This window comes from Labilithrix luteola, assembly GCF_001263205.1.
Taxonomy (GTDB): Bacteria; Myxococcota_A; Polyangia; order Polyangiales; family Polyangiaceae; genus Labilithrix; species Labilithrix luteola.
This window is the reverse complement of record NZ_CP012333.1, coordinates 1,820,855-1,847,167: the sequence shown is the minus strand read 5'-3', so window position 1 is coordinate 1,847,167 and position 26,313 is coordinate 1,820,855. Positions and strand designations below refer to the sequence as shown.

Sequence of the window (26,313 nt, the reverse complement as noted above, 5' to 3'; positions counted from 1 at the left end):
GAACGATTTTGCATGGCCTGTGTCGCCCAGACAGGGCCAGAGCGGAGCGGTCGCAGAAAATCGACAGTGAGGCGGTCGATCCGTCACGGAGGAGGTCGCGCGACGGCCCGCGCGCTTTTGCCGAACGGCGGAAGCTTGTAGGCTGGGGGTGTGACGTCGCCTCCTTCTCCAAACCCGTCTGAAGAGGAGAGCCCCGAAGAGGCGGAGCGCGCCGCCGAAGAGCTGCTCCAGTTCTTCCGCACGCTCCCCACCGTCGCTCGGCGTGCCTACGAGGCCCTGGCCGAGGCCGACCGGACGTACGGCGAAGACGTGGGCGCCCAGAAGCGAGCCGCCGGTGCCGCCAAGGGGGTCGAATGATCCCGTCGGCCGAGGCCATCACGTTGGCCTACGCGCGCATCGCCCCCGCGCTGAATCTTCCCGAGAAGGTCAGCTCGGCCGCCCTCAGGCTCGCGCTCCGCGAGGCGGATCACCTTGCCGACGACGTCTACGACGTGCCCGCCGCCCTTCTTTTCGCCTTCGGTCGCTACCCGCGCTGCTTCGGCGGGTTCCGGACCATGAGCGTCATGGTCGTCGAGTGGCACGCCAAAACCCTGGGTTTCAAGCTCGAGGCGAGCGAGACTGACCTCTCCGGCATCCTCGAACGGGTGGCGCTTCGTGAGCTCGATTACGAGCAGGTTCGTGCCTGGGTCGTGGAGCGCATGTTGCCCTTCGGTGGCTAGAACGCCCCGAAAATGAGCGCCGTGGGCGTCTCAAAATCGCTCAATGGCAGCGGAACATTGCACTGGGATGAGCTTCGGTGAATGCTTCTCCTCGATGCACCCCTTTCTTCGCTACCGCCTTCCGTTGATCCTCGCCCTCGCCGCTGGGGGAGTGTGGCTTGGCTGCGGAACCGACAACGGTGATGCCTCCGGGCAGGATCCCGAGGGCTATCCGCCGGACGAGACGGATGGCGAGGACGGGCATACCGGTGGCAATGCGCTCGATGCGAGCAGCGGCGGCAAAGACGCCTCGAAGCCGGACGCGTCGGACGGCGGGGATCTTCCCGTCCCGGATGGTGGAAAGGAGTGCGTCGACACGGACGATCCCGGCGGCTCCGAAGCCCTCGCCAAGGCCCTCGGCGATACCCCCGACTCCGACGACACGACGAAGACCGTCACGGGCGTGCTCAATGGCGTGCTCGACACGGACTTCTATTCGCTCAGCGTCACCGACACCTTCGGCAGCATCCTCGAAGCGCACTTCAAGACGCCGACGAGTGGCATCGAGCTTTGTGTCTTCCTGAAGTGCAAGGACGCGAAGGTGACGACGAACTTCAAAGGCTGCACCGGTGGAGTGGAAACCACGAGCAGCATCGGCATGAGTGGTTGTTGCGCGACAGGCCCGAGCGAGGCGACGCCGAAGTGGAGTTGCGGCGGGTTCACGACCACCGACGACTCCGCCAATTTCTACGTGCGTATCAAGCAGACGGCGGACGCCTGCACCCCGTACGACTGGACCTACACGTTCTGACCACGTGACAGCCCGTCGAGCACGCGCTCGGCCCACGCATCGTACGCAACCGCTGCTCCCGGCGAGCGCATGGGGCCTCCCATGAGGAGGCCACGGCTTCGTGCATCGACCGCGGCGAGTAGCGCTTTCTCGCGCGGCAAGAGACCTGCCGCGAGGGCGTACTGCTCGCGGGCCGCGAGCTCGAGAGCTTCGCGCACCATTCCGCGCACGGAGAGCACGACCACGCTGGCGAACGTGAGGAGCGCGCGCGGGTCGCGTCCCGGCTCGAGGTCGCGGAGCGCCGTGCTGACACCCACGGCTCCGAAACCCGCGTCGTCGGTCAGCACGTCCACGATTCCGTTCGTCGCGACGGGCGGGAAGAGCGACGACGCGCTTCGGACGATCATGTCGGCCTCGTCGAGGCGGCCCAGCGCCACGAGAGCGACCGCGCGATGCGAGAGGATCATGCACTGACCGTGTCGCTTCCACTTCGGCGCGGCCATCGCAGGAACGGACTCGTACGCGATCGAGAAGAGATCGGCCGCCTCCGCGAAATCGCCGTTCGCCTCGGCGCAGAGGCCAAGGATGTAGAACGCACGCATGCGGAGGTCGGCGCGGAACACGCGGCCGAGCGTTCGGTGACACAAGGGCAGCGCGTCGCTCGTGTTGCCGCGCAGCCACAGCTCGGAAGCCGCCTTGAGGTCGTTCGAGCCCTTGAGGAGGAACACCCAGGCGAGGACCGTCGAACCGAGAAAGGCGAAGAACCCGAGCAGGAGCGAGAGCGCCGTGAGCGCGTCGAGCTCGAGCGCGGCGCCGAGAATGCTGCCGACGATGCCCACGAAGGGACCGCCGAGCACCCCGCCCAGGAGCACGAGCGCTGGCACCACGCGCGACCGTACGTTGGAACCCGACCGGGTGACGAGGTAGCGGTTGGGCCCCGCGAGGGTCGGAAACGTGTGCACGAGCGACATCGCCGAGGATGGTACTTGCGCCCGCGGGAGCGACGCCACCGCAAGAACTATCTCGACTGTTCTTTCGCGGGCGATCGACGCGCCACCTCGTGCGCGCTATAGCTCGTCGTCGAGGATCGCGTGACCGAGCCGACGAAGCCGACGAAGCTCAAGCGCGGACGCTACGAGCTCCTTCGCAAGCTCGGCGAAGGCTCGCAGGGGGAAACCTGGGAAGCCGCGGAGACGGGGCATGACGCCCGCGAGACCGACGCTCGCGATCCGAGCGGCCTCGTCGGCAAGTGGGAGCGCTACGTCCACCAGGCGCGTACGGGCGAGGCGCGTGACTCACGCGGTCGCCTGGCCATCAAGTGCTTCCGCATCGACAAGGCGAAGGCGTGGAAAGACGTCGAGCTCGCCGAGCGCGAAGCGGAGACGCTCGCCTCGCTCGAGCACCCGAACCTGCCGAAGTACATCGAGCACTTCGAGGAGAACGGCACGCTCTACCTCGTCATGGAGAAGATCGAGGGCGAGACCCTTTCCAACCTCCGTGCGCGCGGCCGCTCGAGCCACGAGGAAGTGACGCGGATGCTCGAGGACATCGGCGGCGCGCTCCGCTACCTCCACGGGCGCTCACCACTCATCGTCCATCGCGACGTCAAACCGGGAAATGTCATTCGCCGCCCCGATGGCTCGTATGCGCTCGTCGACTTCGGCGCGGTACGTGATCGCTTGAAGCCGCAAGGCGGCAGCACCGTCGTCGGAACGTTCGGCTTCATGGCGCCCGAGCAGTTCCAAGGGCGCGCCTCCGCCAAGTCGGACCTGTACGGCCTCGCCGCGACGGCGCTCTCGGTGCTCACCGGCGAAGAGCCCGAGAACCTCCCTCACGAAGGCCTCGGCATCGACGTGCTCGCCAGCGTGCCCGTAGGAACGCCGCGCGGGCTCGTTCGCGCGCTCTCCGCCATGCTCGTTCCGGATCCCGATCGACGCATCGACACGATCGAAGACGCTCTCGAGCTTCTCCACGAAGAATCGAGACCGGCCCCGCGTGTGCGGACCAAGAAGGAACGAAAGCAGCAGCGCCGCGAAGAGCGAAACGAACAGAAGCGTCAGAAGCGCGACGACCGCGCGGCACGTCGTGAGCGCCGCCGTGAACGCCGCGAGCGCCCGGTTCCGATCGTTCCTCGTCTCGTCGCCCGCTTCGGCCTTCTCGTCGCCCTCGCCGCCGTTTGGCTCGCCGTCGGGGTGGTCACGCCCGTCGTCCTCATCCTGCTCTCGCTCCTCTTCGGCGCCGCCCTTCGCCGTGCCGCCGCCGCCTGCGTTCGCGCCGCGCGACGGGCCCAAGGGGCAATCGGTCGAGCCTCGGCCTGGCTCTCCGGTGAAGAAGAGCCCGACGTGCGTGTCCGCGTGGCGAGCGAGCCTGGCGGTGTCCGCATCGACGCCCCGCACGACGACGACGCGTTCGATGACGCCGAACACGCCGATGACTGGATGCAAGACCAGCTCGCTCGTCGCACCGAAATGGAGGCCCGGCGCGAACGCATGCGTGCCCACGCTCGTGGCAACCTCGCCGCTCAGAAACGCAAACACTGGGGGCGCTGAGAACGGCGCCACCGTCTCGGCGATATCAACCCTTTGCTGGCGGTTCGAGCGGCAGATCGACGGAGAACGTCGAGCCTTGGCCGGGGGCGCTTTCGACGCTGATGTGGCCGCCGTGGGCGGCGACGAATTCGTGAGAGATGTAGAGGCCGAGGCCGAGGCCCCCGTAGTGTTGGATGGGGGCGACGCGGCCGAACCGTTCGAAGATGGCGGCCTGGGCTTCCTTCGCGATGCCGATGCCGTGATCGCGGACGGAGAGTCGGGCGTGGTCGCCGAGCTTCTCGACCGTCACTTCGATGGGCTTCCCTGCGCCGTATTTGATGGCGTTCGTGAGCAGGTTCGAGACGACCTGATCGAGGCGCATGCGGTCCCACTTGCCGGTCACGCCAGGCTCGAGGTGGGCGTGGAATTCGCATTTCGCCTTGCGAGCTTCGGCTTCGTGACGCTCGAGTGTTTCTCTCACGAGCTGCGAGAGATCGAACTCCTGGAGGTCGAGATCGAGGTTTCCGGCGGAAATACGCGTGACATTCAGGAGGTCTTCGATGAGTCGTTCGAGTCGCTTCAACTCGGTATCGGTCTTTTCGAGCGCCTTCACGAGTGACGCGGCTTTCGGGAAGGACTCGGGCGTGACGCCGAGCATCGCGCGCTTGAGGACTTGCAAATACATCTTCAGCGGCGTGATGGGGGTGCGGAGCTCGTGGGAGGCGATGGAGATGAAGTCGTCGCGGATCTGGACCGACTTCTGCGCTTCGAGGCGCGCGGCGCGCTCCTGGGCGAGGAGGATCTCGCGTTCGGCTTCGGCCTTGGTTCGTTCGGTGATGTCCGTGGAGATTCCGCAAACCGCGTAGGGCTCGCCGCGGGCGGTGAAGAGCGGGAACTTCAGCGAGATGTACGTGTGCAGACCGTCGTCTTGCGGAATGACCTCTTCCCACTCCGTGGGAATTCCGGATTCGAGCACGGCGCGGTCGTTCGCTTGGTTGGAATCGGCGATGTTTTGCGGAAGGATGTCGCCGTCGGTCATGCCGAGGAGGAAGTCTTTCCTGACGTGAAAGAGCTCTTCGAAGCGGCGGTTGATGAAGAGGTAACGGCCGTCGAGATCTTTCGCGAAGATGACGGCTGGAGCGCTGTCGATGATGAGCTGGAGCTGCTCTTGGCTGACGCGCAGGGCCTCTTCGGCCTGCTTGCGCTCGACGTTCTCGCGTTCCACGGCCTCGTAGAGGCGTGCGTTCTGGAGCGAGATCGCCGCCTGCGAAGCGAGCAATTCGAGCGTGGTCAGCTGCCCGCGCGAGAATGCTCGCGGGAGTTGCTCGTTCTCGAGATAGAGAACGCCGATCAGCTCACTCTGGCGGAGGATGGGAAGAGCGAGGACCGAGCGAGCGCGTGTGTTCGTGAAGTGTTCGTCTTTGGCGAATCGGCCGGCATCGGCGGAGGCGTCGTCGATGATCACCCGGGTCTTGGTGCGCTGGACGTAGTTGACGACGGACAGGGGAACGCTCCGTTCGACGTCCGCCGGACGACAGGCGACGAGCTCCGAGCGGATCCCCCGTTCGCTCATCGTCGCCGTGGCCTCGACCGACATCTGCCGGCTCCCGTCCCGACCCAACAGGAGGCGGGCCCGTTGTGCGCCACTCAGCTCGAGAACGACTTCGAGGAGCTCTCCGGCGAGCTTGTCGATTCGGATCTCCTCGGAGATCCTCTGCGAAGCTTTGACGACCGAGAGGAGATCGAGGTGGTCGTGGTGGGCGTCGAACGCCGGAGACGAGAGCGCTGCAGAGCCGGCGATAGGCTTCTGATCGAGCTCGGCAACTTTGGCTTTCGCCCCCCAGCGCGCATAGCGAGCACGCGCGCCGCGAAAGTAGGTTTCGGCGAAGTCGTCGAACCCGCGCGAGGCATGGAAGCGCGAGCCTAGCTCGTAGGCGACGGCCTCGTTCTGGATGAACCCATTGTCTCGCGCAGACCGAATCGCGTCTCGGTAGAGGCGCATCGCCTGGGGATCGTCTCCGCGAATGCGAGCGACTTCGGCGGAGAGGAGCAAATACCGATTTGCGTGATTCTCCGGACCGTTCTCGGCCCACTTCTCCAGCTTCGCCAGGATCTTCACGAGCCGGCCGTCGAACGCGCGTTTGCGTTCTTGCGAGGCCGTTTCGTACAGGGCCGTCAGCGTCAAGCCGAGATAGAAATAGTGCGTGGCCTCGAGCATCGTCGACATCACGCCACCCAACTGGGCGGCGGCACGTTCGGCGTGTTCGAGCGCTTCTTCGAATTCCGAATGAAGGAAATGGACGATCTGCTTGGAGACGTGCAGGAAGCCCTGCGCAAGTGCGTTGTTGGCGCGCTTGAAGCGGTCGAGGTAGTCCGCTTCCGAGAACGTTGCGTCGTCGAAGTTGGAGCGGCCGTGCGTCTGTCCCTCGAGGCAGGCGGCGAAGCGGCTGACGAGTCGGAGCATCGCCAGAATGCCGTCGTTGTGACTCTGAATCGCGAACGCGGAATAGCGAGATGTCGTATCGATGACTTGAGCGAGCGGCGCGCCGCTCTCCACGGCATTCCAGGCGATGAGCGAACAGGCATGGCCGGCGTGGACGAAGTCGCCGACGTCGAGCGCACTTGCGAAGGCTCGCTCGAGAATCGCGGTCGAGGTGGCGAGATGGCGACGCCACGAATTGACGAACGCGCCGTGGACGAACAGGGTCATTCCCGTTCGGCGTGATTCCTCGAATTTGCCGTCGAGATGCAGGGCCAGCTCGGAGAATCGATAGGCTGCAGGAATGTCTTCGAGCAGCGATGCGAGCAAGATGGCATATCCGCTGTAGACCACGCAGGAGTCGGCCGTGTTGCCGTGGTCCAAGCAAGCCTCGATGGCTTCCAGCGTGATGAGCGGGAAGAGCACCTGGTAGCTGATGAACGACGCCGGCATGGAATCCACGAGCAGGCCGACGAGCGCGACGCGCTGTGGGTCGGTGATGACCGGCAAATTGGCGAGTCCGGGCACGTACACGTTCGCCAGGCGCCTGCGCACCGTCTTCGCTTTTGCGCGCGTCTTCTGGCGAATGGCCTCGTCGTCTTCCGGGAGGTCCAGTCCGAAGAGCCGAAGGCCTTCGTACGCGGCCCGAATCGCCTCGCCGTTGCGGCCGGCCATGTGATGAATCTGGAGTCGAAGCTGGTACACCTCGACGCGGTCGAGCGGCGATCGTGCGGAGGCGAGCACCGTTTCCATGACGGCGTCGGCGGCGGCGATGTCGCCGACGAGGTATTCGCACTCCGCCAATTCGCGATGGATGGGGAACGCAAGGTCGTAGCGTGTCGACCAGGCGTCGTCGGGAAGCAGGTCCCGGGCGTGCGTGAGATAGGTTCGCGCGGATTCGAAGGCGACCGATGCCTTGGCCTTCGACCCGGCGCGCAGGGCGAGACGCGCGATGGCGTCTTTTTCGTCGTGCGAGGTGATTTCGGAAATGCCGCGTCCGAAGTGCGTGACGACCTCGAAGAGGCGCTCCTCCACGGCGGCTGGCTCGAGCTTGGCGAGCAGACGGCGCCCGATCTCGAGGTGGACCCCCGGGCGTTCGGACTCGGGAACGAGCGCATAGGCCGCTTCGCGAATGCGGTCGTGCAGGAACTGGTAGGCGTCTTCCGTGCGCACGATCAGGTTGGCGCGCACCGCGTCCCAAAGGGCTTCGTGGATTTCGGGCTCGCGCTTGCCGCTGACGAGCATCAAGGTCGGCACCGTCGCTCGAATGCCCAGGCTGGCGAGCCCCTCGAGCGCCTTTTGCGTCGCCGCGGGGAGGCGCTCGAGCTGGGCGACCATGAAGGCCACGACGTTGTCCGTATAGGCCTGACCGCGAATCCTATCGAGGTCCCAATGCCACGACGCATCGCAGCCGTCCCACGTGAGGAGCCCTCCTTCGTGGAGCGCCGTGAGGAATTGCTGGACGAAGAACGGATTGCCGTCCGTTCGTCCGTGGACCAGGCGGGCGAGGGGCCCGCCGCTTCACGCCCGCAGTGCAGCGTGGTGGCCACGAGTGCGGTGACATCGTCGGTCGAGAGCCGCGGAAGCGCGATCTCGGTGATGCGCGCCCCGCCCTTGCGCGCCGTGTCGCTGATCGATGCGAGCGGATGCGAGGTGCCCACTTCGCTGTTGCGATAGGTGCCGGCGACGAAGACGTGCTCGATGTCGGGATGGGTGACGAACTCGTCGAGGAGCGTGAGGCTCGCCGAGTCGGCCCATTGGAGATCGTCGAGGAAAAGTGCGAGCGGGTGGTCGGCGCGCGCGAAGACCCCGATGAACTGGCGGAAGGCGATCTGGAAGCGATTCTGGGCCTCGACCGCCGGCAACTCCGGCACGCGAGGTTGGCTGCCCATGAGGAGCGCGACCTCGGGGATGACGTCGAGAATCAGCTGGCCGTTGCCGCGCAGCGCGCTGACGAGCCGTGAGCGCCACTCCGCGACGCTCGCTTCGCTCTGCGAGAGAACCTCCAACACGAGGCGTCGAAAGGCCTGAACGAAGACGGAGTAGGGCGTGTCCCGCGTGAGCGGTTCGAACTTGCCCGTGAGGAAGAAGGAGCGCCTCGCCACGATGGGCTTGTGGAGCTCCTGGACGAGCGCCGTCTTGCCGATGCCCGGCGGCCCGCTGACCAGCACCAGCTCCGACGCCCCGGTCGAAGCCACGCGGTCGAAGGCCGCGAGCAGCTCGGCGACCTGCTTGCTCCGGCCATAGAGCGCCTTGGGCACCTGCAGCTGATCGGACACGTCACGTTCCGCGAGACGGAAGGGCGTGATCTTGCCGTCGCTCTTCCACTCGACGAGCGCGCGGCGCAGATCGCGTTCGAGCGCGCGTGCTGTCTGGTATCGCTCCTCCGGGGTCTTCGCGAGGAGCTTGGAGACGATTTGTCCGAGCACCTCGGGAACGCGTCGCACGACGGCCGACGGCGAGACGGGGACGCGGGCGAGGTGCAAGTGCACCCATTCGAGCGGATCGTTTGCCTCGAACGGCAGGTGCCCCGTGAGCATCTCGTAGAAGATGACGCCCAGCGAGTAGAGGTCGCTCCGGCTGTCGACGGCGCAATTCATTCGCCCTGTCTGCTCGGGCGAAAGATGCGGAAGTGAACCTTCGATGAGATGTGCCGGTCTTGCCTCCTGGGCTTCACGCAAGAGTCGCGAGGTGGGGCTCAGACCTTCGATGGTGATCTCGAGATTCTCGGGGTTCACCAAGATGTTCTCGGGCATCAGGTTGCGATGCACGAGGTTCTGACCGTGCACGTCGGCGATCGCCTTCGTGATCGCCAGCGCGAGAGTCAGAAACTGCTCCGTCTTCATCGGCCTTCCGAGGTACCGACTCAAGGGTCGGCCGGAAGCGGGGCCGAGACGGTGGCGCAGCTCCTCGATGCTCATGACCTGCAGTGCTGCTGGACGATGGTCATCAAAAGGTGAGTGTCGACAGGCTTACGAATCACGCGGTGGCTCTTGCTGAGCGGTGTGGCGCGCTCGGCGAAGGCCGTGAGAAAGACGATGGGGATCGAGGAGAGCCGGGCGTCTTTCTCGAGCTGGGCCGCGAGCGTCCAGCCGTCCATGATGGGCATCATTAGGTCGAGCAGGATGAGGCAAGGCGGCTCGATGGTCTCGAGTAGCCGAAGCGCTTCCGCACCGTTCGACGCGGCAATGGCCTCGTAACCTTCGATGTCGAGGATGAGGCTGAGGGCTTCACGAACGCCCTCGTCGTCTTCGACCACCAAGATGCGGCTCCGTCGCATTCGTCTGGATCCCGTTCGTGTTGCAAGGTGCAGGCGTCAGGCCGACGAAGACGACGTCGGAGAAGGCAGAGAGAGCGCGGGTGCCCGAGCTCGCTCGACGGGCGAGATCGGCCGCGCCCTGTGCCGACGAGGCTATTTAAGCACGTCACGACGTCGTTCCCGTCAATCAGGGAAGTTCGGCCACACGACGTGTCCAGTGTCGTCGAAGCGCGGCTACTTCCACCGACGAGACGAGGTGGACGGAGTGGGGCGTCGTGGCGCACACGGAACTCGCGGTCATCGTAAGCATTTTTGCCACGCCGCCAAACGAGGACGAGGTGCGCGGAGCCTTCGTCCGCGTAAAAGGCGATCACCCTTTTTCGACCTCTGCACGGCGACCGATTACGATCCCTCCCATCATGGCGGCCCGCTCGGTTGGTTCTGGGACGATCTCCTTCGGCCTCGTCTCGATCCCCATCAAGCTCTACACGGCAACTTCGGCAAAGTCGGTCAGCTTCAACATGCTGCACAAGACATGCGGAAGTCGTCTGAAGCAGCAGCTTCTCTGCGCAACGGAGAACACCGTCGTCGAGCGATCGGACACCATCAAAGGGTTCGAGTACGCGCGCGATCAGTACGTGAAGTTTACCGACGAGGAGCTCAAGGCTCTCGAGGCGGCACGTACCGACACCCTCGAGCTCGTCGAGTTCGTCCCGGCCGACACGGTCGACTTTCTCTACATCGAGAAGACGCAGTTCCTCGGCCCCGACAAGGGCGGCGAGCGCGCGTACCGGCTCCTCTCCGAGTCGCTCGAGAGGGCAAAGCGCGTTGCCGTCGGCCGCTTCGCGCAGCGCGGGAAGGACAATCTCGTGCTCGTGCGCCCCTACAAGAAGGGCCTCATTCTGCACGAGTGCTTCTACTCCGACGAAGTCCGCTCGTTCGACGACGTCGAGACCGGCGGCGCGTTCGAGTTCAAACCCATCGAACTCGAGCTCGCCGACAAGCTGATTCAGCAGCTCGATCGCGACAAGTTCGAGCCGGAGCGTTTCCGCGACGCCTGGGCGGACAAGGTCCGCGAGGCCGTCGAAAAGAAGATCGCCGGCGAAGAGGTGCTCACTGCGCCCGAGGCACCGAAGGCGCAGATCATCGACCTCCTCGAGGCCCTCAAGCGAAGCGTCGCTGCGGCCCCGGCTGCGCCCGCCTCGGCGCCGAAGGCCGAAGCGCCGGCGTCGGAGCGCGCTCCTGCGGTCGTCGCGAAGGGACCGAAGAAGGCCGAGCCGCGCAAGGACACCGAGAAGACCGAGCGCAAGAAGAAGAGCGCCGGCTGACGAACGAAGCGGGCAGGTCGTTTCGAACCTGCCCGCTTTGACGTGCACTCTCCGCGGAAGGTCGGGCGCACGGCGCGCGGCCTTCTTCGAATCGGGGGCGAATCAGCCGCTCTTGGCGATCTTCTTCGTCGTGGCTTCCGTGCGGCGCGCACGGGCGAGGCCAGGGCGGTCGGCGGCGATGCGCGCCTGCGTGATGTGCACGGCATGAGCTGCCGAGCGCCAGGCACGAGCCTGTTCGATGCACGCGCGCTCACGGTCGCCGCCGGGCGCCTTCTCTTCGGCGCGATACTGCCGCGCGAACACGAGTGCTCGCCGCGCCGCTGCGCGATAGCCCCTGGCCAGGGCATTCGCGCGCACACGACGCAGGACGGACTCCTCGTCCAGCTCGGTCGTGGTGGCGGTGACGTCCACGGGGTTCATCCCGCAATTATGGAACGGTCGTCGCCGGAAGGCCAAGCGTGCGCGGCCCCGTTTTTACCAATTGCCCTCGCTGAGCAAAATTCCCGCGGCAGCTAGGCACGTAGCCCCGGGCGGTGCTCACTTGTCCAGCGCCTTGTCGAGCGTTTGCTGGAGCTCGATGAGATCGACGAGGTCTTCGACGTAATCGAGCTTCGTGGTGTCGATGCGCACGATGGGCCCGAGGTCGTAGCTGTCGAACCAGTCCTCGTAAAGGCGGTGCAGTCGCCGGAGATAGGCATCCGGGATGTCGCTCTCCATCGCGCGTCCGCGGCGGGCGATGCGCTTCTTCGTGGCGCCCAAGCTGCACGTGAGGGCAACGAGCACGTCCGGTGGGCGCAGCGTCTTCTTGATGCCCTGATAGAGCCGGTCGTAGACGGCCCAGTCGCGCGGGGTGATGTGCTTCTGGTTCTTCAGGCTGCGCGCGAAGATCTCCGCGTCTTCGTAGATCGTGCGGTCGATGACGGCGGGCTTGTTCGACGAGAGGAGCTCCTGATGGAGCTTCAACTTGTGCGAGAGAAAGAAGACCTGCGAGTGAAACGCCCAGGTCTTCATGTCTCGATAGAAGTCTTCGAGATACGGATTGTCGTCGTTCGGTTCGAAGAACGGCGCGAGCCCGTAGCGCTTCACGAGCCACGCCACGAGAGACGTCTTCCCAGCGCCGATGGTTCCCGCGACGGCGACGTACCTCTTCACAATCCTTTCTATACACGAAGCCGCCTCGGAGACGGCGATTGCGCGTCGTGCTAAGGCTCCCGCCGTGGCGAAAGAGCACTTTCTCATCAAGAGCGAGCCCTCGGTCTACCCCTGGGATCAGCTCGTGGCCGACGGCCGAACGATGTGGGACGGCGTCCGCAACTACGAGGCGCGCAACAACCTCCGCGCCATGAAGAAGGGCGACCTTTTGCTCTACTACCACTCGAACGAGGGCAAGGAGATCGTCGGGGTCGCCAAGGTCGCGCGCACAGCCTACCAGGATCCGAAGACCGACGAAGACTGGAGCGCCGTCGACGTGGAGCCGGTAAAGCCCCTCAAGAAGCCGGTCACGCTCGCGCAGGTCAAGGCTCACCCGCTGCTGTCGAAGATGAACCTCGTCAAGCGCTCGCGCATTTCCGTCGTCCCGGTCACGGCCGAGGAGTTCAAGACGGTGCTCGCGCTCGCGGGAACGAAAGCCTAGGTCAGCGCGTTCTCTCGCCCGGGCTCGAGACGTCCGAGACGCAAAACGTCGAGGCCCGGTCGGACATCGAAACTCGATAGGCCTCGAACGCCTCGCTTCGGCAGGAGCCAACTGGTGCGTTACATCGGAATCTTCGCGATTGCGCCCCTCCTGCTCGGTGCGGGGCACTATTTGATCTGGGCCAAGCTCGTACGCGATACGGCGCTGGCGCCGGCTTGGGCGCGCGTCTCGAAGTTCGGCATCGTCGCGCTTTATGGGCTGCTCCTCTCGGCGTTCTTCTCCGTGCGGCTTCTGCCACGTAGCGCGTCCGCACCGCTCGCCTGGTTGGGATTCACGTGGCTCGGCGTCTTCTTCTTCCTGGTCGTGTCGCTCGGTGTGACGAGTGTGTTGCAGCTCATGGCACTTCGTTCGTCGCGTGGTGACGGGCCCGTCGATCCCGAACGACGCCAGGCCTTCGCTCGCATCTTCGGCGGTATCGCCGCTGCGACGGGCCTCGGAATGGCCGGCGCGGGCGTGGTGAGCGTCATCTCGGACGTGGCCGTTTCGCGCGTGCGCGTGGCGCTCGACAAGTTCTCCAAGGCGCGCCCGAACTATCGCATCGTCCAGATCACCGACGTGCACGTGGGCCCCACGATCGGTCGCGCATTCGTCGAGAAGGTCGTGGCCACCATCAACGCGCTCGAGCCCGACGCCGTCGCCATCACCGGAGACCTCGTCGACGGTTCGGTCGACGACCTCCGCGAACACGTTGCGCCGCTCGCGAACATTCGTGCCAAAGACGGCGTCTTCTTCGTCACGGGGAATCACGAATACTACTCGGGGGCCGACGCGTGGATTGCTCACCTCCGTGAGCTCGGCATCCGCGTGCTTCGCAACGAGCGCGTTCGTGTCGGCGGCGAGCACGGCATCGACATCGCCGGCATCGACGACGTTTCGTCGCGAGGCTCCGTGCGCGGTCACGGGGCGGATATCGACACTGCCCTCGCCGGGCGTGACCCGGCTCGACCGGTCGTTCTCCTCGCTCACCAACCGAAGGCGATCGAGCGAGCGGCGCAGCTCGGTGTCGACTTGCAGCTCTCGGGGCACACGCACGGCGGCCAGCTCTTTCCTTGGAACTTCCTCGTGCGGCTCCAGCAGCCGTTCGTCGCCGGACTCCACGCGCTCGAGAGAGCGCAAATCTACGTGAGTCGGGGGACCGGCTATTGGGGCCCGCCGATGCGCGTCGGAGCACCTGCGGAGATCACCGAGATCGAGATCGTCGCGCGCTCGTGAGGCGACGTGATTCGCGCAGGCGCGTAGGTGCGTAAGCGCGTAGACGACTAGCCTTCGATTCTTGTGGCGTGCGCGGCGCGCTTCGCAGCCTCGCCACACGGAGGCTGTGTGCGCTGCCCGCGCACCCACTTCGATCTTGCCGAGAGGATCGAATGCCTACCTTCACTCCGTGAACGACGCGCAAGCGGAATATTCCGGGCACACCGCGTGCATTTTGTCTCGAACCGGAGGCGCGTGCGTGACTCGAAAGGCCGAGGTCTCGACAACTCGTAGCGGGCGTCGTCGTGGACGACCCGCACAGGGACGAACGTACCGTTCGACTCCCCGCCGGTCGGGATTCGGCCTGCGAGGGCTATTTTCGCGCGCGCACTACGATCCCATGCAGCAACGCCAGGCGCCCGACGCCGAAGAGGCACGGCAGCTCATCCGAAACGATTTCTTCGAGCGGGTTCGTTCGGACGAAGAGATCGATGCCCTCGTTACGAAATTCGCAGCCGTGACAGCGACGCCATACGCCGAGGTCCTCCGGCGCATGCTCGGTATGGAGGAGATGGACGAGAACCAGGCGAAGTCGCTCCTCCGCCGCGTCCTCGCACATCGTCGTCGCCTCTCGAAGATGGTGGGACGTTCGGTCCACGTTCGCGTTGCGGCGCTCGACCTTTTGACGATGCATCCGCCGCGTACGGCAGGGATTCAACGCCGAGACAGCCGGCCCATCGTGGTCACGCCGTCGCTCATCAAGCGCGCACTGGACGAGGCGAGCGCCGACGAGGTCACGGGGCTTCCGCAGCGTGCACACTTCATGAGCCTGGTGCGTCACGAGCTCCGTCAGCGGAAGCGACGTAGCGCGGCCGTGGTGTTCATCGACCTCGATGGCTTCAAGCGCGCCAACGATCTCCATGGCCACGCGTGCGGTGACGAAGTGCTGCGCATGCTGGCGCGCTCGGCGCGCGTCACGTTGAGGCACGGCGACGTCATCGCGCGCATTGGCGGCGACGAGTTCGCACTCTTGCTCCTCGACGTGAGTGAGGCCGAGGCGATCGCGGCGGTCACGCGCCTTCGCGAGCGCTTCGAATCGTGCACGGCGCGCTTCGGAACGTCGTTCTCGGCGGGCGTCGAAATGCCCATTCCGGGGGATACGGCCGATTCGCTGCTCGAACGTGCGGACGCGAAGATGTACCGCGACAAGCGAGCGCGCGCGGCGTCCGTGACGGGCTAGTGGCCTTCTTCTCGCATCGTCGTGGGACGCGATGCGAAGTTCGAGCACGAGCTGGTTTGCGCTCACGGCCGCCTCGGTCGTGATGAGCGTGTCGTCCGTTTCGGCGGCGCAGCAGTCGCCGCCACCGGTTCAGCCGGCGACGCCGTCTCCGAGCAACCCATCGGGTCGTGTTCCGTCGTCGACGCAGCAGGCGCCGGGAGAGGCGGGAACGACGACCACGACGAGCGCCGCGACGACTGCAGCTCAGCCGCCGCCCGTCGTCGAAGGAACGGCGATGCGCGCGCCGGTCGTCGAAGAGCCCGAGGGGCGGATGCTCGTCGCGCGCGGCAATACCGGATTTCAAGCCAGTGTTGCCCCGGGCGTGGTCATCGTGAACGGCGAGGCGGGCTTCAGCCTCGGCGTTCGCGTGGGCTACGGGTTCGACACGGGCTCGGTCATCCTCGTGCCGAGCGGACGCTTCGCGGGCTACTTCTTCGACCGCACCGCGCTCGCGGTCATGCCTTCGCTCAAGGTCCTCTTGCCGATCGATCGCTGGGCACCGTTCATCGAAGGAGGCATCGGTTACGGCCACGTGAGCGACCCTTCGACCAACGGCGCTGCCTACCTCGCCGGCGGCGGCCTCATGGTCTACATCGATCCGCGTTTCGCCATCGGTGCCGAGGCGTACTACCAGGGCATTTCCGGCAGCGACTTCAACGCGGTGGTGTTCGGTCCGACGTTCGCGGCGGCGTTCTGAACCTCGTGGAGCCCCCCACGAGGAGCTCCACCGTGGCAACTTCCCTCTGTGACGCGGCGGGAAGCGTGACATGATCATGGGCGTGAGCGGATATCCGTCGCGCTTCGTGAATCTCCCTGCAGCACGGTCCCGCTTCGGCGAGCGGATCGATCGGTTGGGACAATTCCTCTCGCGGGTCGACCCTCGCGCGGATGCGGTCGTCGACGCGATCGAAGCGTTGCCGCGCGGCGAAGGGTGGCGCCTCTTCGAGCGGGGCCTGGCACGTGGCGCTCGTACCATCCCGGACGCTCCGCTTGCCATCCGCGAGCTGCTCGAGGAAGCGGAGTACGTCCCGCTGTGGGTCGACTGGGACGCGTGCGATCGCGGTGGTGAGCTACTCCTCCGCGCAGGCATGATCGGTGGCGCCGTGCTTGGCTCGCGTTCGCTGATTCTGGGCTACGCGTCGCCCGCAGGGAACAAGCCGCTCGTCATGTCGGGGCGTCTCAAGGAGCAGGCCACGCGGCGCGTGAACGAGACGGCGCGCTTCGTCCAGGCGGTGTGTCGTCCTCGCGGCATGCGTCCGTTCGCCGACGGCTGGCAGATCACGCTCAAGGTGCGCCTCATCCACGCGCAAGTCCGCAGGATGATCCTCAAGAGCAAGCGCTGGAATGCGGACGCGTGGGGAGCGCCCATCAACCAGCACGACATGGCGGGCACCACGCTCCTCTTCTCGGTGGCGATGCTCGACGGCCTTCGCAAGCTCGGCATGCGCGTCGAGCACGAGGAAGCCGAACATTACATGCACCTCTGGCGCTGGGGCGGGCGCCTGATCGGCGTCGACGACGAGATTCTGCCGACGTGCGAGCCCGACGCGACGCGCCTCGCATCGATGATGGAGGCGACCACCGCCGATCCCGACCAGGACTCGCGCGATCTGACGCGTGCCCTGTTCGAGTCGGCCTACGACAAGGTCGTGACGCCGAAGGAAAAGCGCGATGCTGATCGCAAAGTCGCCTTCGGGCTCGCGATCAGTCGCGAGCTTCTCGGCAACGAGATGTCCGACAAGCTCGGTATCGGCCGAACGTCGTTCCAGTACGCCATCCCGGCGATGAAGCGGCTCGTGGCGGGCGTCGAGCGCTTCAAGCGCGTGGTTCCCTTCGCCGACCGGACGGCCATCGCGGCCGGTGCGAACTACTGGGATCGCGTGGTGGAGATCGGCCTGGCCGGCGCCACCTACGAATTCGCTCTGCCCGAGCGCCTCGGCGCCCACGCCGCCTGACCGGGGAACGGGCACGAAACCGCTTCGGGAGTTTTTCCGACCAAGCTTCCGTCACACTTCGTGTCCGAGATTCGACGGAAGGGCATGCGCATCCATTTCTCGATGGCCGCGATGGCCGCGATAGCCGGCTTCTTGGTGCTCCAGGCGCGCCCGGCGGTCGCCGACGATTCGTACGACGTCGCGGCCGACCGTGATCGTCGTGCCGCCAAGGCTCGCGGCGAGCTCGGCGCGCGAACCAGCGTCACCACCGTCGAAGGCGTGTTCGTGCTCATCGGACCGCCCGGCTTCCAGGGCGCCGGCTTCGACCAGAGCGTGGCGCTCGTGCGGAATGCGATGGCCGGTTATCTCAATGGCCGCTTCGATCGAAAGCCATCCGAGGCGATCAGCGTCTATCTCTTTCCGAACGCCCAGGGGTACGAGCGCTTCTGCAAAGCTCGCTACGGCGCGCCGTGCATCGCGCACTACGGCTTCTATCACCCTGCCGATCGCTCGATGGTGATGAACGCCGGGCTCGGCCTCGGCACGCTGACCCATGAGCTCGTGCACCCGCTCGTCGAATCGGACTTTCCTCGCGCGCCCACGTGGCTCAACGAAGGCATCGCTTCGGTCTTCGAGCAGCCGGTGATTCCCAGACCCGGCGAGATTCACGGCGCGAAGAACTGGCGTCACCCGCGGTTGAGGAGGGCGCTCACATCGGCGGAGAAAGAGCACGCGCGGCTCGACGTGCTCTTCGGGATGGCCGACGAGACCTTCCGCGACGACGCCGAGGATCTCCACTACGCCATGGCGCGCTACGTGTGCCAGTGGCTCGACGAGCGCGGAAAGCTCTGGCCGTTCTACCGGCGCTGGCGCGATACCGTCGCGGTCGACCCGACCGGCGAGAAGGCCTTCGAGGCGGTGCTCGGAATGACCCCCGCGGCGGCCAACACGCCGTGGACCAAGTGGGTCCTCACCATCTGAGGCGACTTTCGAGTGAGGCCACGACGGTCTATGGTTCGCTCGTCGTGGCATCTTCGTTCAAATTCGAAGTCGGCTCCCATGGTCCCGTCACGGCGCTCGTCTATCGCGCGAAGGAGCCCAAGCGAGCGACGCTGATTCTCGCTCACGGCGCCGGTGCACCGCAGACGCATCCGTTCATGCTCGACATGGCCAAGCGCGTTTCGGCCCGCGGCATCGACGTGGTGACCTTCAACTTCGTCTACACCGAGCGCGGCCGGAAGATGCCCGATCGCAACGAGCTCCTCGAGGCATGCTGGCGTGCGGCCATCGCCAGCGTTCGGGCGCGGGTGGGGTTGCCGACGTCGCGGCTCGTCATCGGTGGCAAGTCGATGGGCGGGCGCATCGCTTCGCAGATCGCTGCCTCCGCGGACGGTTCGACGTTCGACGGGCTCGTCCTGCTCGGGTACCCGCTTCATCCGCCGGGGAAGCCCAAAATGCGTCGTGACGAGCATCTGCCAAGGATCCCGATTCCGACGCTGTTCGTCCAGGGCACGCGCGACGAGCTCGGGACGGCGAAGGAGATCGCCGCGCTCGTGAAGAAGATGCAGAATGCACGTGTGCATCGCGTCGATGGTGGCGATCACTCGCTGGCGCTCCTCAAGCGAGAGGGAGCCGAGCGCCAGGAGAAAGAGCTCGCGTCCGCGGCCGACGACATTGCGCAATTCGTTCTTGGCGCCTGAGGCTTTTAGACCTCAAATGCCAAGTTGCCGCCCCGGAACGATACTGTCCGCATGCGGTTCTCGCGTGCGAATACGTGGAATCTGAAAGCATTCCGGGCGCGATGCACCCCACGTGAAAAACGTGGAAAATTGCGTTGCCGCGCTAGTTTCATTCACGTGCACGCGCGACGACCCATTTGCTTCGAGATCCGTTAGGCGAAGGGAAGCCGCTTGGATGGATCGCTTCCTGCGTCATCCGGGCACGGAGCATGTGAACGGTTACCGGCGTTGCCGGCCGTGCGCATCCAAACACCGCACCCTGCGAGCCACTCGAAGGCACGAGATGACTTTCAATACGAAGCGCCCGCCTCCGACGGGTCGACCGCCCGCATCGTCCATCCCATCACCACGTTCCTTGAAGGATGCACTCACCGAAGCGCAGGCCATTGCCGGTGGCGGTCTGTCGCGCACGTCTTCGCTTCCTGGCTCGGTTGCTCCAGGCACTGGACGTAAGACCGTCATGCTCGTCGATCAAGATGCAGAGATGCGCGCGCGCATTCGTGCGCAGCTCGAATCGTTCTACGACATCGTCGAAGCGCGCGATGGCATGGAGGCTCTCGAGATCGCACCCACGCTGCCTTCGCTGGCGATGATCGTGAGCGAGACGACGATGCCGCGGCTCGATGGCTTCACGCTCGCGAAGCTCGTTCGCAACGTCCCCGCGCTCAAGCGCGTTCAGATCATGTTCCTCTCCACGCGCGACAGCGCCCAGGACGTGACGCAGGCGCTCGTGCTCGGCGCTTGTCAGTACGTGGTGAAGAAGACGCCGGTGCCGGAGATCGTTGCAAAGATCCGCAAGATCGTCGTGTGAGGTCATCCGCGGCAAGTGCACGTAGCTTGCGCTAGGATTGCTGCGTGCAGTTCCGGCTCGGCAGTATCCCCGTTCGCGTTCGTGCGCCGTTCCTCCTCCTCGTCCTGCTTCTCGGCGCGTCCTTGCAGGATGAGAACGGCCATACGGACGCCCGCGCGCTCCTCGCGTGGGCCATCATCGTGTTCGTCTCCGTACTCGTGCACGAGCTTGGCCATGCCCTCGTCGGTCGAGCTTTCGGCCTCCAGCCGGCGATCGAGCTCCACGGTATGGGCGGCGCCACCTCGTGGCAGGACCCGAAAGACGTCGGGCACGCTCGCCGCATCGCGATCAGCCTCGCCGGGCCGTTTGCGGGCTTCGTGCTCGGTGGGTTGATCTTCGCCGCTGCTCGATACGGTCTGACGGAGCCGACGCCGATGGTCGCGGTCATCGTGCGAATGGCGCTTTGGGTCAACGTCGGTTGGGGCATCCTCAACCTGATTCCCATGCTGCCGCTCGACGGCGGCAACGTGATGCGGTCCTTCCTGCAGATCGTCACGAAGGGCAACGGCGAGAAGCCTGCGCGCTACGTCTCGATCGGCGTGGGCGGTTTGGGGCTCCTCTACGCGCTCTCCACGCACGGGATGTGGGGCGCGTTTCTCTGCGGCCTCTTCATGTACACGAACGTGCAGGCGCTCCGCACGGGCGACTCACGCGTTGCCAATGTGGCGCTCGGCTCGGCGATCCAGCAAGCGTATGCGGCGCTCGACGCCCACGACGGGGCAAGGGCCATCGCGCTGCTCCGTCCGGCGCTCGTTCCGCAGGCGTCCGAAGAGCTGCGCCAGATCGGTCTTCGCTTGTTCGCGTATGCGCTGATGCTCGAGGGGGAATGGGCCATGCTCGTGCCCATGCTCGAGAGCGAGCGCCTGCTCATCGGCTCCGGCGAGCTCGAACGTTACGCGAAGACCGCGCGTGAGCTGGGCCGTACCGACGATGCGAGTCGTCTCGACCAACTCATTGCGTCGATGCGCCCGCGCATGGCGAACGACTTCGGCGCCTGACTCGACCGCACTACGGACCGTCTTGGCAGCAGCGAAAGCCAACCTGCTTGGCGGCGTAGCTTTCGCTGTGATGCAAGGTCGCTGCGCGGCAGCGGTTGCGTCCGGGCAGCCACCATCCGCCGCGTAGCGCCGAGCGGTTGGGCGCCGCCACGTGCTCTCGCTCGACCCACTCGTCGACGTTGCCGACCATGTCGTGGACGTCGAAGGGGCTCACGCAGTTCGGGAACGCGGAGAGCGGCGCGCGGTGATCGGTGAGGCGCCCGTTCGGTCCGCCGAGGTCCGTGCGATCGATGTTGCACGCGTTCGAGTCACGCTTGAACCCGTAGGGGTAGGGGCTCATCTCGGGACCTTCGCATGCGAATTCCCACTCGGTCTCCTTGCAGAGACGAGCGCTGCGGCCTTCGCAAATCGCCTTCGCTTCGAGCCAGCTCTTGTTGACCAGCGGCATCGCGCTCTTCGGATCGGAGCTCGGTTCGGCGTACTCCTCACGGTCGATGCAGAAGCGGCGCGCCTGCCGCGGGGAGCGGCACTTGACCGGCTTTGCATATTCTCCGCATCGGAGGTTCTGGTACGGGGGCGGGTCGAGCCATTTGAGACAAACTTGCTCGGCGTCGGAGCAGTACTCGCCTTCGATGAGCACCATGCCGGTCGGGCAGGCGTCCGGCGAAGACGGACTCTGCGTGGGCGCGGGCCTCTCCGGACTTCGGATCGGTCCGGGGTCGGATCGCTCTTTGCCGCTTCCGGCAGAAGCGATTCCGCCGTTCGGAGCGTCTGCGGGGGCCATCGCGACGCCGAGAAAAGCCGAGATCGAGAGGACTCTGACGAACGGATGTTGGAGGAACAAAACTTCACCCTCCAGGAGCTCTTTCGAAATTGTGAGCCTCCGAAGCGCGTTCGGCCAGTTTTCGTGAGCGAATGAGGAGGCCGCAGCCGGACCTCGTCCTCGGCTCGCGAGGTCGTGAGCTCGGGTCTGACGCGTTGCATGCAACGTCTCGCGACGTCTCATTTCGACACGACGGGGATGACGGCCGTGCCGCATCGCACCAGGCAGTTAACTGTCGTCTCTCGACTCATTACACTCGCCTCATGCCGACGATGGTTCATGAGGTCCTCGCGGAAACGGAGCGCAAGTTCGGCGACAAGCCCGCGCTCCGGGTGAAGCGAAACGGGGGGTGGCGGACGACGACGTGGTCGGCGTACGCGAAGGACGTGAGGCGCGCCGGTCGTGCGCTCATGAAGCTCGGCGTAGAGGCCGGCAAGGGCGTCACGCTCATCGGGTACAACTCGCCCGAGTGGCTCATGGCTGACGTCGGGGCCGTCCTCGCGGGGGCGATGCCGGCCGGCATTTACACGACGAACACCGCCGAGCAGGTCCGTTACATCACACATCACTGCGAGGCGAAGGTCGCTTTTGCCGATACTGCCGAGCAGCTCGCGAAGTTCGTCGCGGAGGAGGCGAACCTTCCGCACCTCGAGGCCGTGGTTCTCATGAACCACGATGCGAAGGTGCCCGCTCAGCACGGCCGTCTTCGCGTTCTGACGTGGGAAGCGTTCCTGAAGCTCGGCGATGAAGTCCCGCAGGCCGAGCTCGACGCCCGCATCGCCGCGCAGAACAAGGATTCGGTCTGCACGCTCATCTACACCTCGGGCACCACGGGTGAGCCGAAGGCCGTGATGATCTCGCACGAGAACATCGTGTGGACCGCGCGCGTGATCCTGGATGCGCTCGGCGTCGTTCCCGGTGAGCAGGTCACGCTGAGCTACTTACCGCTCAGCCACATCGCCGAGCAGTTGCTCAGCGTGCACGGCCCGATGGCCATGGGCTCGATTCTCTATTTCGCCGAGAGCCTCGAGAAGCTCGGTGAGAACCTGTCGGAGGTGCGGCCCACGCTCTTCATGGGCGTTCCGCGCGTGTGGGAGAAGATCCAGGCAAAGATGGTCGCCGCGGGCACGAACGCACCGCCGATTCGCAAGAAGCTCGTGGCCTGGGCGCGCAAAACCGGACTTGCGGGCGGTTATGCCGAGCAGCGCCGTGAGGCGAAACCGCTGCTGTATCCGCTCGCGAAGAAGCTCGTGTTCGACAAAGTTCGCCAGCGGCTGGGGCTCGATCGCGCCTCGATTTGCGTGACGAGCGCGGCGCCCATCTCGCGCGATACGCTCGAATTCTTCCTCGCTCTCGGGATTCCGATTCTCGAGGTCTACGGCATGAGCGAGTGCGCCGGGCCGGCCACCTATTCCCCGCCCGATCGCTATCGAACGGGAAAGTGCGGTGTGGTCCTTCCGGGCACCGAGCTCAAGATCGCCGAAGATGGCGAGATCTGTCTGCGCGGAAAGCACGTCTTCAAGGGGTATTTGAAAGATCCCGAGTCGACGAAGAACGCCATCGACGACGAGGGCTGGCTCCACACCGGAGACATCGGCACGCTCGACAAGGACGGCTTTCTCCAGATCACCGATCGAAAGAAGGACCTCCTCATCACCGCCGGCGGCGAGAACATCGCGCCCCAGGTGCTCGAGGGCCTCCTCAAGGGGATCCCCATCGTGGCGCAGGCCGTCGTCGTGGGCGATCGTCGCAAGTATCTCGCGGCGCTCCTCACGCTCGATCCGGAGCGCATTCAGACGGAGGCCGCGCTTGCAGGTAGCGCCGCCAAGACGATCGCCGAGGCGGCGAGCTGCGACGTCTTCCGCCGGCATCTCGAGAAGCAGATCGAAGACGTGAACGAGAAGCTCGCGCGCGTTCAGACCATCAAGCGGTTCACCATCGTGCCGTCGGAGTTCACCATCGACGGCGGCGAGCTGACGCCGACCATGAAGGTGAAGCGCAAGGTGGTCAACGAGAAGTACCGGTCGGAGATCGAGGCACTCTACGCCGAGGGCGTCGCCGACGCCGCAAGCTGACCCGCGCGAAATCCCGAACCGTCCAAAACTTCCGGGGTCGAGGCACGTCTGACCTCTCCGTGAGCACGACGAACTCGACCCCGAACACCCCTCATGCGGGCCAGGCCGGCTCGCCCTATCGCAGCGAGCTCGACGCGCTCCGCGAGCGCAAGGAATCACTCGAGAAAGAGCTCGCCGGGGTACGCCAGCAGGCCACCGAGCTCTCGACGCTCAAGGCGAGGGAAGAGCAGCTGGCTCGCGAGCTCGAGGGCGTCGACGCGCGGCTCAGGAACGGCGGGGTGCCGAAACGTGCGCTGCCGCTCCTCGACCAGGTGCGCGTCGCGAGTCCGTGCTCGGCGAGCTGGGACAAGATGGTCGGCGACGAGCACGTTCGCTTCTGTCTGAGCTGCGAGAAGAACGTCTACAACCTCTCCTCGCTCTCGCGGGATGCGGCCGAGGCGCTGCTCGAAAAGCACGCCGGTGGTGAGATGTGCGTGCGTTACTACCAGCGCGCGGACGGCACGATCCTCACGCAGGACTGCCCGGAGGGGGTGAAGAAGAAGCGCCGCAAGAAGCTCGCGCTCGCCATCGCGGGGGCGGGCGCGATGGCGGCGGCCACGGCGATCGCGTTCGGTCGCGAGACGTGCCACACCCAGGGGATTGTGGCCGGAGGAATCCAGCCGCTTCCGCCCCCCGAACCGTCGGCGATGGGGACGACCGCGCCGCCTTCCGACCCGACGCCCCCCACGGCTCCGACGGTTACCGCGAAGCTCGGCGAGCTCCCGCCGAAGGCCATGCCGCTGACGGGCGTAGTGGCTCCGCGCCCGCAGCCCCTCACGGGCAAGCGGGCACCCGTGCAAGTGGGCAAGGTTACGCGCTGACGCTCAGCGAGCGCGCGTCTTCAAGGTGTCGATGGCGTGCACCGGCGCGTTGTCGCCCTTCATGAGGTGGGCAATCGCGCCGAGCACGAGGCGCTGGCTCTCCAGCATGCCTTTGCCCTCGAACACAGGCGAGACGACGTTTAGCGTGAAGTGACCGCCCGAGCCGGAGGTCACGTCCACGTGAGCGTCGGGGATCTTGTCGAGGATGGCGCTCTTGAGCGCGTCTTCCGTGGAGGCCATCAGTAGCGCGCGACCTTCGGGTCGACCTTCTGGGACCACGCCTCGATGCCGCCTTCGAGGTTGTACAGGTTGGTGTACCCCTCACGGAGGAAGCGCTCGGCCGCGTTGCGGCTGCGCATGCCGTGGTGGCAGTGGAACACGATGGGCGTGTCCTTCGCGACGCCGGCGAGGTGCTTCTCGCCTGCAGCGTCGAGCGGCTTGGCCTGCTCGATCTTGGCGATCTTGCGCTCATCCTCGCCGCGCACGTCGAAGAACTCGAAGCTCTTGCCCTGGTCGAGCCACGCCTTGACCTCGGGGGCCGAAAGCGACTTCACGCGTGCGGGCTCGTTCGGGTTCTCGATCTTGAAGGCGCCGCCGTCGGCCGTTTCGACCCAGCTGATGCGGAGACCCTTGGCGCGCTCGGCGCTTGCCGCGTCGAAGAGGATCGAGACGCCGTTCGACGTCGAGACGAGATCGCTCGCCTCTTTCGGGCCGAAGTAGAGCTCGTACTGGAAGTCGGCGCTGATCTCGAGGCGGAGCATCTCTCCGTTGCCCTCGTCGGCCGCCTTGATGGCCTTGGCCGCGCCGTCGTCGAGGGTGATGTCCGGCGCGCTGGCCGGCTTGCCCTCCGAGACTTGCGCGACTTGCACGCCGAGCTTCTTCTGGAGCTCACCCGTAGCGAACATCTCTTTGACGATGTCGCAGCCGCCGACGAACTCGCCCTTCACGTAGAGCTGAGGGATGGTCGGCCAGTTCGAGTACTCCTTGATGCCGTCGCGCACCGCGGGATCCGCGAGCACGTTCACGCTCTCGAACTTGGTTCCCATCTGTTTGAGGATCCCCACGACCTGGGCGGAGAAACCGCACTGCGGGAAGTGCTTGTTGCCCTTCATGAAGAGCACGACCTCGTTCTTGTTCACGAGGTCATCGAACTGCTGGCGGAGCGCATCGGTGAGCATGACGAAAAGAAGGGTTTACGCGGACTCACCGGGCCGTCAAGGGAACTTCGGGGCTCCTCCCCCGCGCGTGACCGAAACGGGCCTGAAACCGTCTCCAAGAGCGGGTCGGGACGAGCCGGGGCCGACCGATCAGACGCTGATCCGGTCCTGAAGCTGGCGTTCTCCCGCTTTCCGGGCGCAATTGGCACAGCAGTAGACGCTCGCCGCGCTTTCGACGCCGTGCCCGACGATCCTCACCCCGCAGGAAGCGCAGATCGGCGCGAGCATCTGAATCGCGCATTCGAAGCAGTCGAAGGTCATCGAGCGGCCGCCAACGTCGACCTTGAAGGCCTTGTCATAGTCGTTGCCGCAACTGTCACACTTGGCCATCGCGAGCCTCCTTTCGTTCCAAGGTTCACCCGGCGGAGCGGGCGTCGCGGAGGCTGCATCGCGTGGGCCATTCGTGATTGACGGTCGCGCCCTCGCTAACCATAGTGGTTGATTCGCGGGTGCACTGATGACCTCGACAGAGGCCCGGGTCTCGCGGCGTCTCGCGGCGTCACGAGGCGGGTGCACGCCCGCCCGAGGAGCCGAGGAGGTTTGGGCCGAGTTCGGTCAATCGGACGCAGGCT

General features: G+C 65.6%; 26 protein-coding genes. 16 read left to right on the top strand and 10 right to left on the bottom strand.

What is annotated here, in order from left to right:
• Window positions 1-150: 150 nt before the first annotated feature.
• The 3 genes from AKJ09_RS08375 (at window position 151) to AKJ09_RS08365 (ending at window position 1,509) form a co-directional block, all read left to right on the top strand.
• Window positions 151-357 carry a hypothetical protein gene (locus AKJ09_RS08375; protein ID WP_146646663.1) on the top strand — a complete coding sequence of 69 codons (207 nt, stop codon included), beginning with the start codon at window positions 151-153 and terminating at the stop codon, window positions 355-357.
• Window positions 354-719 (top strand): hypothetical protein, encoded by a 366-nt coding sequence (locus AKJ09_RS08370; RefSeq protein ID WP_146646662.1) that lies wholly within the window; start codon window positions 354-356, stop codon window positions 717-719. Before AKJ09_RS08375 ends, AKJ09_RS08370 begins: the two co-directional genes overlap by 4 nt.
• A gap of 94 nt (window positions 720-813) precedes the next feature.
• On the top strand, window positions 814-1,509 hold the full coding sequence (locus AKJ09_RS08365; protein ID WP_146646661.1) for a hypothetical protein: 696 nt from the start codon (window positions 814-816) through the stop codon (window positions 1,507-1,509).
• Here AKJ09_RS08365 and AKJ09_RS08360 read toward each other — a convergent pair.
• Window positions 1,497-2,459: a tetratricopeptide repeat protein gene (locus AKJ09_RS08360; RefSeq protein ID WP_146646660.1), complete on the bottom strand. Its 963-nt coding sequence runs from the start codon at window positions 2,457-2,459 to the stop codon at window positions 1,497-1,499. The two genes, AKJ09_RS08365 and AKJ09_RS08360, sit on opposite strands and share 13 nt — an antisense overlap.
• A gap of 120 nt (window positions 2,460-2,579) precedes the next feature.
• On the opposite strand from AKJ09_RS08360, the gene AKJ09_RS08355 reads away from it, so the two are divergent.
• On the top strand, window positions 2,580-4,037 hold the full coding sequence (locus AKJ09_RS08355; RefSeq protein ID WP_146646659.1) for a serine/threonine protein kinase: 1,458 nt from the start codon (window positions 2,580-2,582) through the stop codon (window positions 4,035-4,037).
• Window positions 4,038-4,062: 25 nt separating this feature from the next.
• Here the strand turns inward: AKJ09_RS08355 and AKJ09_RS08350 are convergent, their stop codons facing one another.
• The 3 genes from AKJ09_RS08350 to AKJ09_RS08340 all read right to left on the bottom strand — a co-directional run bounded on the left by AKJ09_RS08350 (window position 4,063) and on the right by AKJ09_RS08340 (window position 9,775).
• The gene (locus AKJ09_RS08350; RefSeq protein ID WP_240488939.1) at window positions 4,063-7,833 is read right to left on the bottom strand and encodes an ATP-binding protein; all 3,771 of its coding nucleotides are present in this window, start codon (window positions 7,831-7,833) and stop codon (window positions 4,063-4,065) included.
• On the bottom strand, window positions 7,740-9,341 hold the full coding sequence (locus AKJ09_RS08345; RefSeq protein ID WP_169927376.1) for an ATP-binding protein: 1,602 nt from the start codon (window positions 9,339-9,341) through the stop codon (window positions 7,740-7,742). Before AKJ09_RS08345 ends, AKJ09_RS08350 begins: the two co-directional genes overlap by 94 nt.
• 71 nt (window positions 9,342-9,412) lie before the next feature.
• On the bottom strand, window positions 9,413-9,775 hold the full coding sequence (locus tag AKJ09_RS08340) for a response regulator (RefSeq protein ID WP_146646656.1): 363 nt from the start codon (window positions 9,773-9,775) through the stop codon (window positions 9,413-9,415).
• 398 nt (window positions 9,776-10,173) lie between these two features.
• Here AKJ09_RS08340 and ku point away from each other — a divergent pair, with 398 nt between their 5' ends.
• A complete protein-coding gene (gene ku, locus AKJ09_RS08335; protein ID WP_146646655.1) occupies window positions 10,174-11,082 on the top strand; it encodes a non-homologous end joining protein Ku in 909 nt (302 codons plus the stop codon).
• Between the two features lie 102 nt (window positions 11,083-11,184).
• Here the strand turns inward: ku and AKJ09_RS08330 are convergent, their stop codons facing one another.
• Window positions 11,185-11,502 (bottom strand): hypothetical protein, encoded by a 318-nt coding sequence (locus AKJ09_RS08330; protein ID WP_146646654.1) that lies wholly within the window; start codon window positions 11,500-11,502, stop codon window positions 11,185-11,187.
• A 117-nt stretch (window positions 11,503-11,619) separates the two neighbouring features.
• A complete protein-coding gene (locus tag AKJ09_RS08325; RefSeq protein ID WP_240488420.1) occupies window positions 11,620-12,234 on the bottom strand; it encodes a deoxynucleoside kinase in 615 nt (204 codons plus the stop codon).
• A 64-nt stretch (window positions 12,235-12,298) separates the two neighbouring features.
• Here AKJ09_RS08325 and AKJ09_RS08320 point away from each other — a divergent pair, with 64 nt between their 5' ends.
• The 9 genes from AKJ09_RS08320 (at window position 12,299) to AKJ09_RS08280 (ending at window position 20,766) form a co-directional block, all read left to right on the top strand.
• On the top strand, window positions 12,299-12,715 hold the full coding sequence (locus tag AKJ09_RS08320; RefSeq protein ID WP_205633642.1) for an EVE domain-containing protein: 417 nt from the start codon (window positions 12,299-12,301) through the stop codon (window positions 12,713-12,715).
• A 114-nt stretch (window positions 12,716-12,829) separates the two neighbouring features.
• Window positions 12,830-13,987 (top strand): metallophosphoesterase, encoded by a 1,158-nt coding sequence (locus tag AKJ09_RS08315; RefSeq protein WP_240488419.1) that lies wholly within the window; start codon window positions 12,830-12,832, stop codon window positions 13,985-13,987.
• 379 nt (window positions 13,988-14,366) lie between these two features.
• Window positions 14,367-15,206, top strand: a complete 840-nt coding sequence (locus AKJ09_RS08310; RefSeq protein ID WP_146646650.1) for a GGDEF domain-containing protein — start codon at window positions 14,367-14,369, stop codon at window positions 15,204-15,206.
• 31 nt (window positions 15,207-15,237) lie between these two features.
• Window positions 15,238-15,942, top strand: a complete 705-nt coding sequence (locus AKJ09_RS08305) for an outer membrane protein (protein WP_146646649.1) — start codon at window positions 15,238-15,240, stop codon at window positions 15,940-15,942.
• Between the two features lie 70 nt (window positions 15,943-16,012).
• A complete protein-coding gene (locus AKJ09_RS08300; RefSeq protein ID WP_146646648.1) occupies window positions 16,013-17,200 on the top strand; it encodes an oxygenase MpaB family protein in 1,188 nt (395 codons plus the stop codon).
• A 60-nt stretch (window positions 17,201-17,260) separates the two neighbouring features.
• Window positions 17,261-18,160, top strand: a complete 900-nt coding sequence (locus AKJ09_RS08295) for a hypothetical protein (RefSeq protein WP_146646647.1) — start codon at window positions 17,261-17,263, stop codon at window positions 18,158-18,160.
• A gap of 44 nt (window positions 18,161-18,204) precedes the next feature.
• Window positions 18,205-18,879 (top strand): alpha/beta family hydrolase, encoded by a 675-nt coding sequence (locus tag AKJ09_RS08290; RefSeq protein WP_146646646.1) that lies wholly within the window; start codon window positions 18,205-18,207, stop codon window positions 18,877-18,879.
• 322 nt (window positions 18,880-19,201) lie between these two features.
• Entirely contained in the window at window positions 19,202-19,729 is a 528-nt protein-coding gene (locus AKJ09_RS08285; protein ID WP_169927375.1) for a response regulator, read from the top strand.
• 44 nt (window positions 19,730-19,773) lie between these two features.
• Window positions 19,774-20,766, top strand: a complete 993-nt coding sequence (locus tag AKJ09_RS08280; protein ID WP_146646644.1) for a M50 family metallopeptidase — start codon at window positions 19,774-19,776, stop codon at window positions 20,764-20,766.
• Between the two features lie 10 nt (window positions 20,767-20,776).
• Here AKJ09_RS08280 and AKJ09_RS08275 read toward each other — a convergent pair whose 3' ends face one another.
• On the bottom strand, window positions 20,777-21,550 hold the full coding sequence (locus AKJ09_RS08275; RefSeq protein ID WP_169927374.1) for a formylglycine-generating enzyme family protein: 774 nt from the start codon (window positions 21,548-21,550) through the stop codon (window positions 20,777-20,779).
• A gap of 302 nt (window positions 21,551-21,852) precedes the next feature.
• Between AKJ09_RS08275 and AKJ09_RS08270 the strand changes: the two genes are divergently transcribed.
• Together AKJ09_RS08270 and AKJ09_RS52790 are read left to right on the top strand one after the other, a co-directional pair.
• A complete protein-coding gene (locus AKJ09_RS08270; RefSeq protein ID WP_169927373.1) occupies window positions 21,853-23,664 on the top strand; it encodes an AMP-dependent synthetase/ligase in 1,812 nt (603 codons plus the stop codon).
• 59 nt (window positions 23,665-23,723) lie between these two features.
• A complete protein-coding gene (locus AKJ09_RS52790) occupies window positions 23,724-24,524 on the top strand; it encodes a hypothetical protein (protein WP_169927372.1) in 801 nt (266 codons plus the stop codon).
• Window positions 24,525-24,527: 3 nt separating this feature from the next.
• On the opposite strand, the gene AKJ09_RS08265 is transcribed toward AKJ09_RS52790, so the two are convergent.
• From AKJ09_RS08265 to AKJ09_RS08255, 3 genes are all read right to left on the bottom strand, one after another.
• On the bottom strand, window positions 24,528-24,764 hold the full coding sequence (locus tag AKJ09_RS08265; protein WP_146646641.1) for a BolA/IbaG family iron-sulfur metabolism protein: 237 nt from the start codon (window positions 24,762-24,764) through the stop codon (window positions 24,528-24,530).
• A complete protein-coding gene (grxD, locus tag AKJ09_RS55510) occupies window positions 24,764-25,702 on the bottom strand; it encodes a Grx4 family monothiol glutaredoxin (protein ID WP_146646640.1) in 939 nt (312 codons plus the stop codon). The genes AKJ09_RS08265 and grxD overlap by 1 nt, the downstream gene beginning before the upstream one ends.
• A gap of 129 nt (window positions 25,703-25,831) precedes the next feature.
• Entirely contained in the window at window positions 25,832-26,071 is a 240-nt protein-coding gene (locus tag AKJ09_RS08255; RefSeq protein ID WP_146646639.1) for a hypothetical protein, read from the bottom strand.
• Window positions 26,072-26,313 lie beyond the last annotated feature (242 nt).

Excerpts from the sequence above, each read along its gene's own strand:
- AKJ09_RS08370 (WP_146646662.1), top strand. The coding sequence starts at position 354 with ATGATCCCGTCGGCCGAGGCCATCACGTTGGCCTACGCGCGCATCGCC.
- AKJ09_RS08365 (WP_146646661.1), top strand. The coding sequence starts at position 814 with ATGCACCCCTTTCTTCGCTACCGCCTTCCGTTGATCCTCGCCCTCGCC.
- AKJ09_RS08360 (WP_146646660.1), bottom strand. The coding sequence starts at position 2,459 with ATGTCGCTCGTGCACACGTTTCCGACCCTCGCGGGGCCCAACCGCTAC.
- AKJ09_RS08350 (WP_240488939.1), bottom strand. The coding sequence starts at position 7,833 with ATGGTCGCCCAGCTCGAGCGCCTCCCCGCGGCGACGCAAAAGGCGCTC.
- AKJ09_RS08345 (WP_169927376.1), bottom strand. The coding sequence starts at position 9,341 with ATGAAGACGGAGCAGTTTCTGACTCTCGCGCTGGCGATCACGAAGGCG.
- AKJ09_RS08340 (WP_146646656.1), bottom strand. The coding sequence starts at position 9,775 with ATGCGACGGAGCCGCATCTTGGTGGTCGAAGACGACGAGGGCGTTCGT.
- ku (WP_146646655.1), top strand. The coding sequence starts at position 10,174 with ATGGCGGCCCGCTCGGTTGGTTCTGGGACGATCTCCTTCGGCCTCGTC.
- AKJ09_RS08330 (WP_146646654.1), bottom strand. The coding sequence starts at position 11,502 with ATGAACCCCGTGGACGTCACCGCCACCACGACCGAGCTGGACGAGGAG.
- AKJ09_RS08310 (WP_146646650.1), top strand. The coding sequence starts at position 14,367 with ATGCAGCAACGCCAGGCGCCCGACGCCGAAGAGGCACGGCAGCTCATC.
- AKJ09_RS08305 (WP_146646649.1), top strand. The coding sequence starts at position 15,238 with ATGCGAAGTTCGAGCACGAGCTGGTTTGCGCTCACGGCCGCCTCGGTC.
- AKJ09_RS08300 (WP_146646648.1), top strand. The coding sequence starts at position 16,013 with ATGATCATGGGCGTGAGCGGATATCCGTCGCGCTTCGTGAATCTCCCT.
- AKJ09_RS08285 (WP_169927375.1), top strand. The coding sequence starts at position 19,202 with ATGACTTTCAATACGAAGCGCCCGCCTCCGACGGGTCGACCGCCCGCA.
- AKJ09_RS08275 (WP_169927374.1), bottom strand. The coding sequence starts at position 21,550 with ATGGCCCCCGCAGACGCTCCGAACGGCGGAATCGCTTCTGCCGGAAGC.
- AKJ09_RS08270 (WP_169927373.1), top strand. The coding sequence starts at position 21,853 with ATGCCGACGATGGTTCATGAGGTCCTCGCGGAAACGGAGCGCAAGTTC.
- AKJ09_RS08265 (WP_146646641.1), bottom strand. The coding sequence starts at position 24,764 with ATGGCCTCCACGGAAGACGCGCTCAAGAGCGCCATCCTCGACAAGATC.
- grxD (WP_146646640.1), bottom strand. The coding sequence starts at position 25,702 with ATGCTCACCGATGCGCTCCGCCAGCAGTTCGATGACCTCGTGAACAAG.
- AKJ09_RS08255 (WP_146646639.1), bottom strand. The coding sequence starts at position 26,071 with ATGGCCAAGTGTGACAGTTGCGGCAACGACTATGACAAGGCCTTCAAG.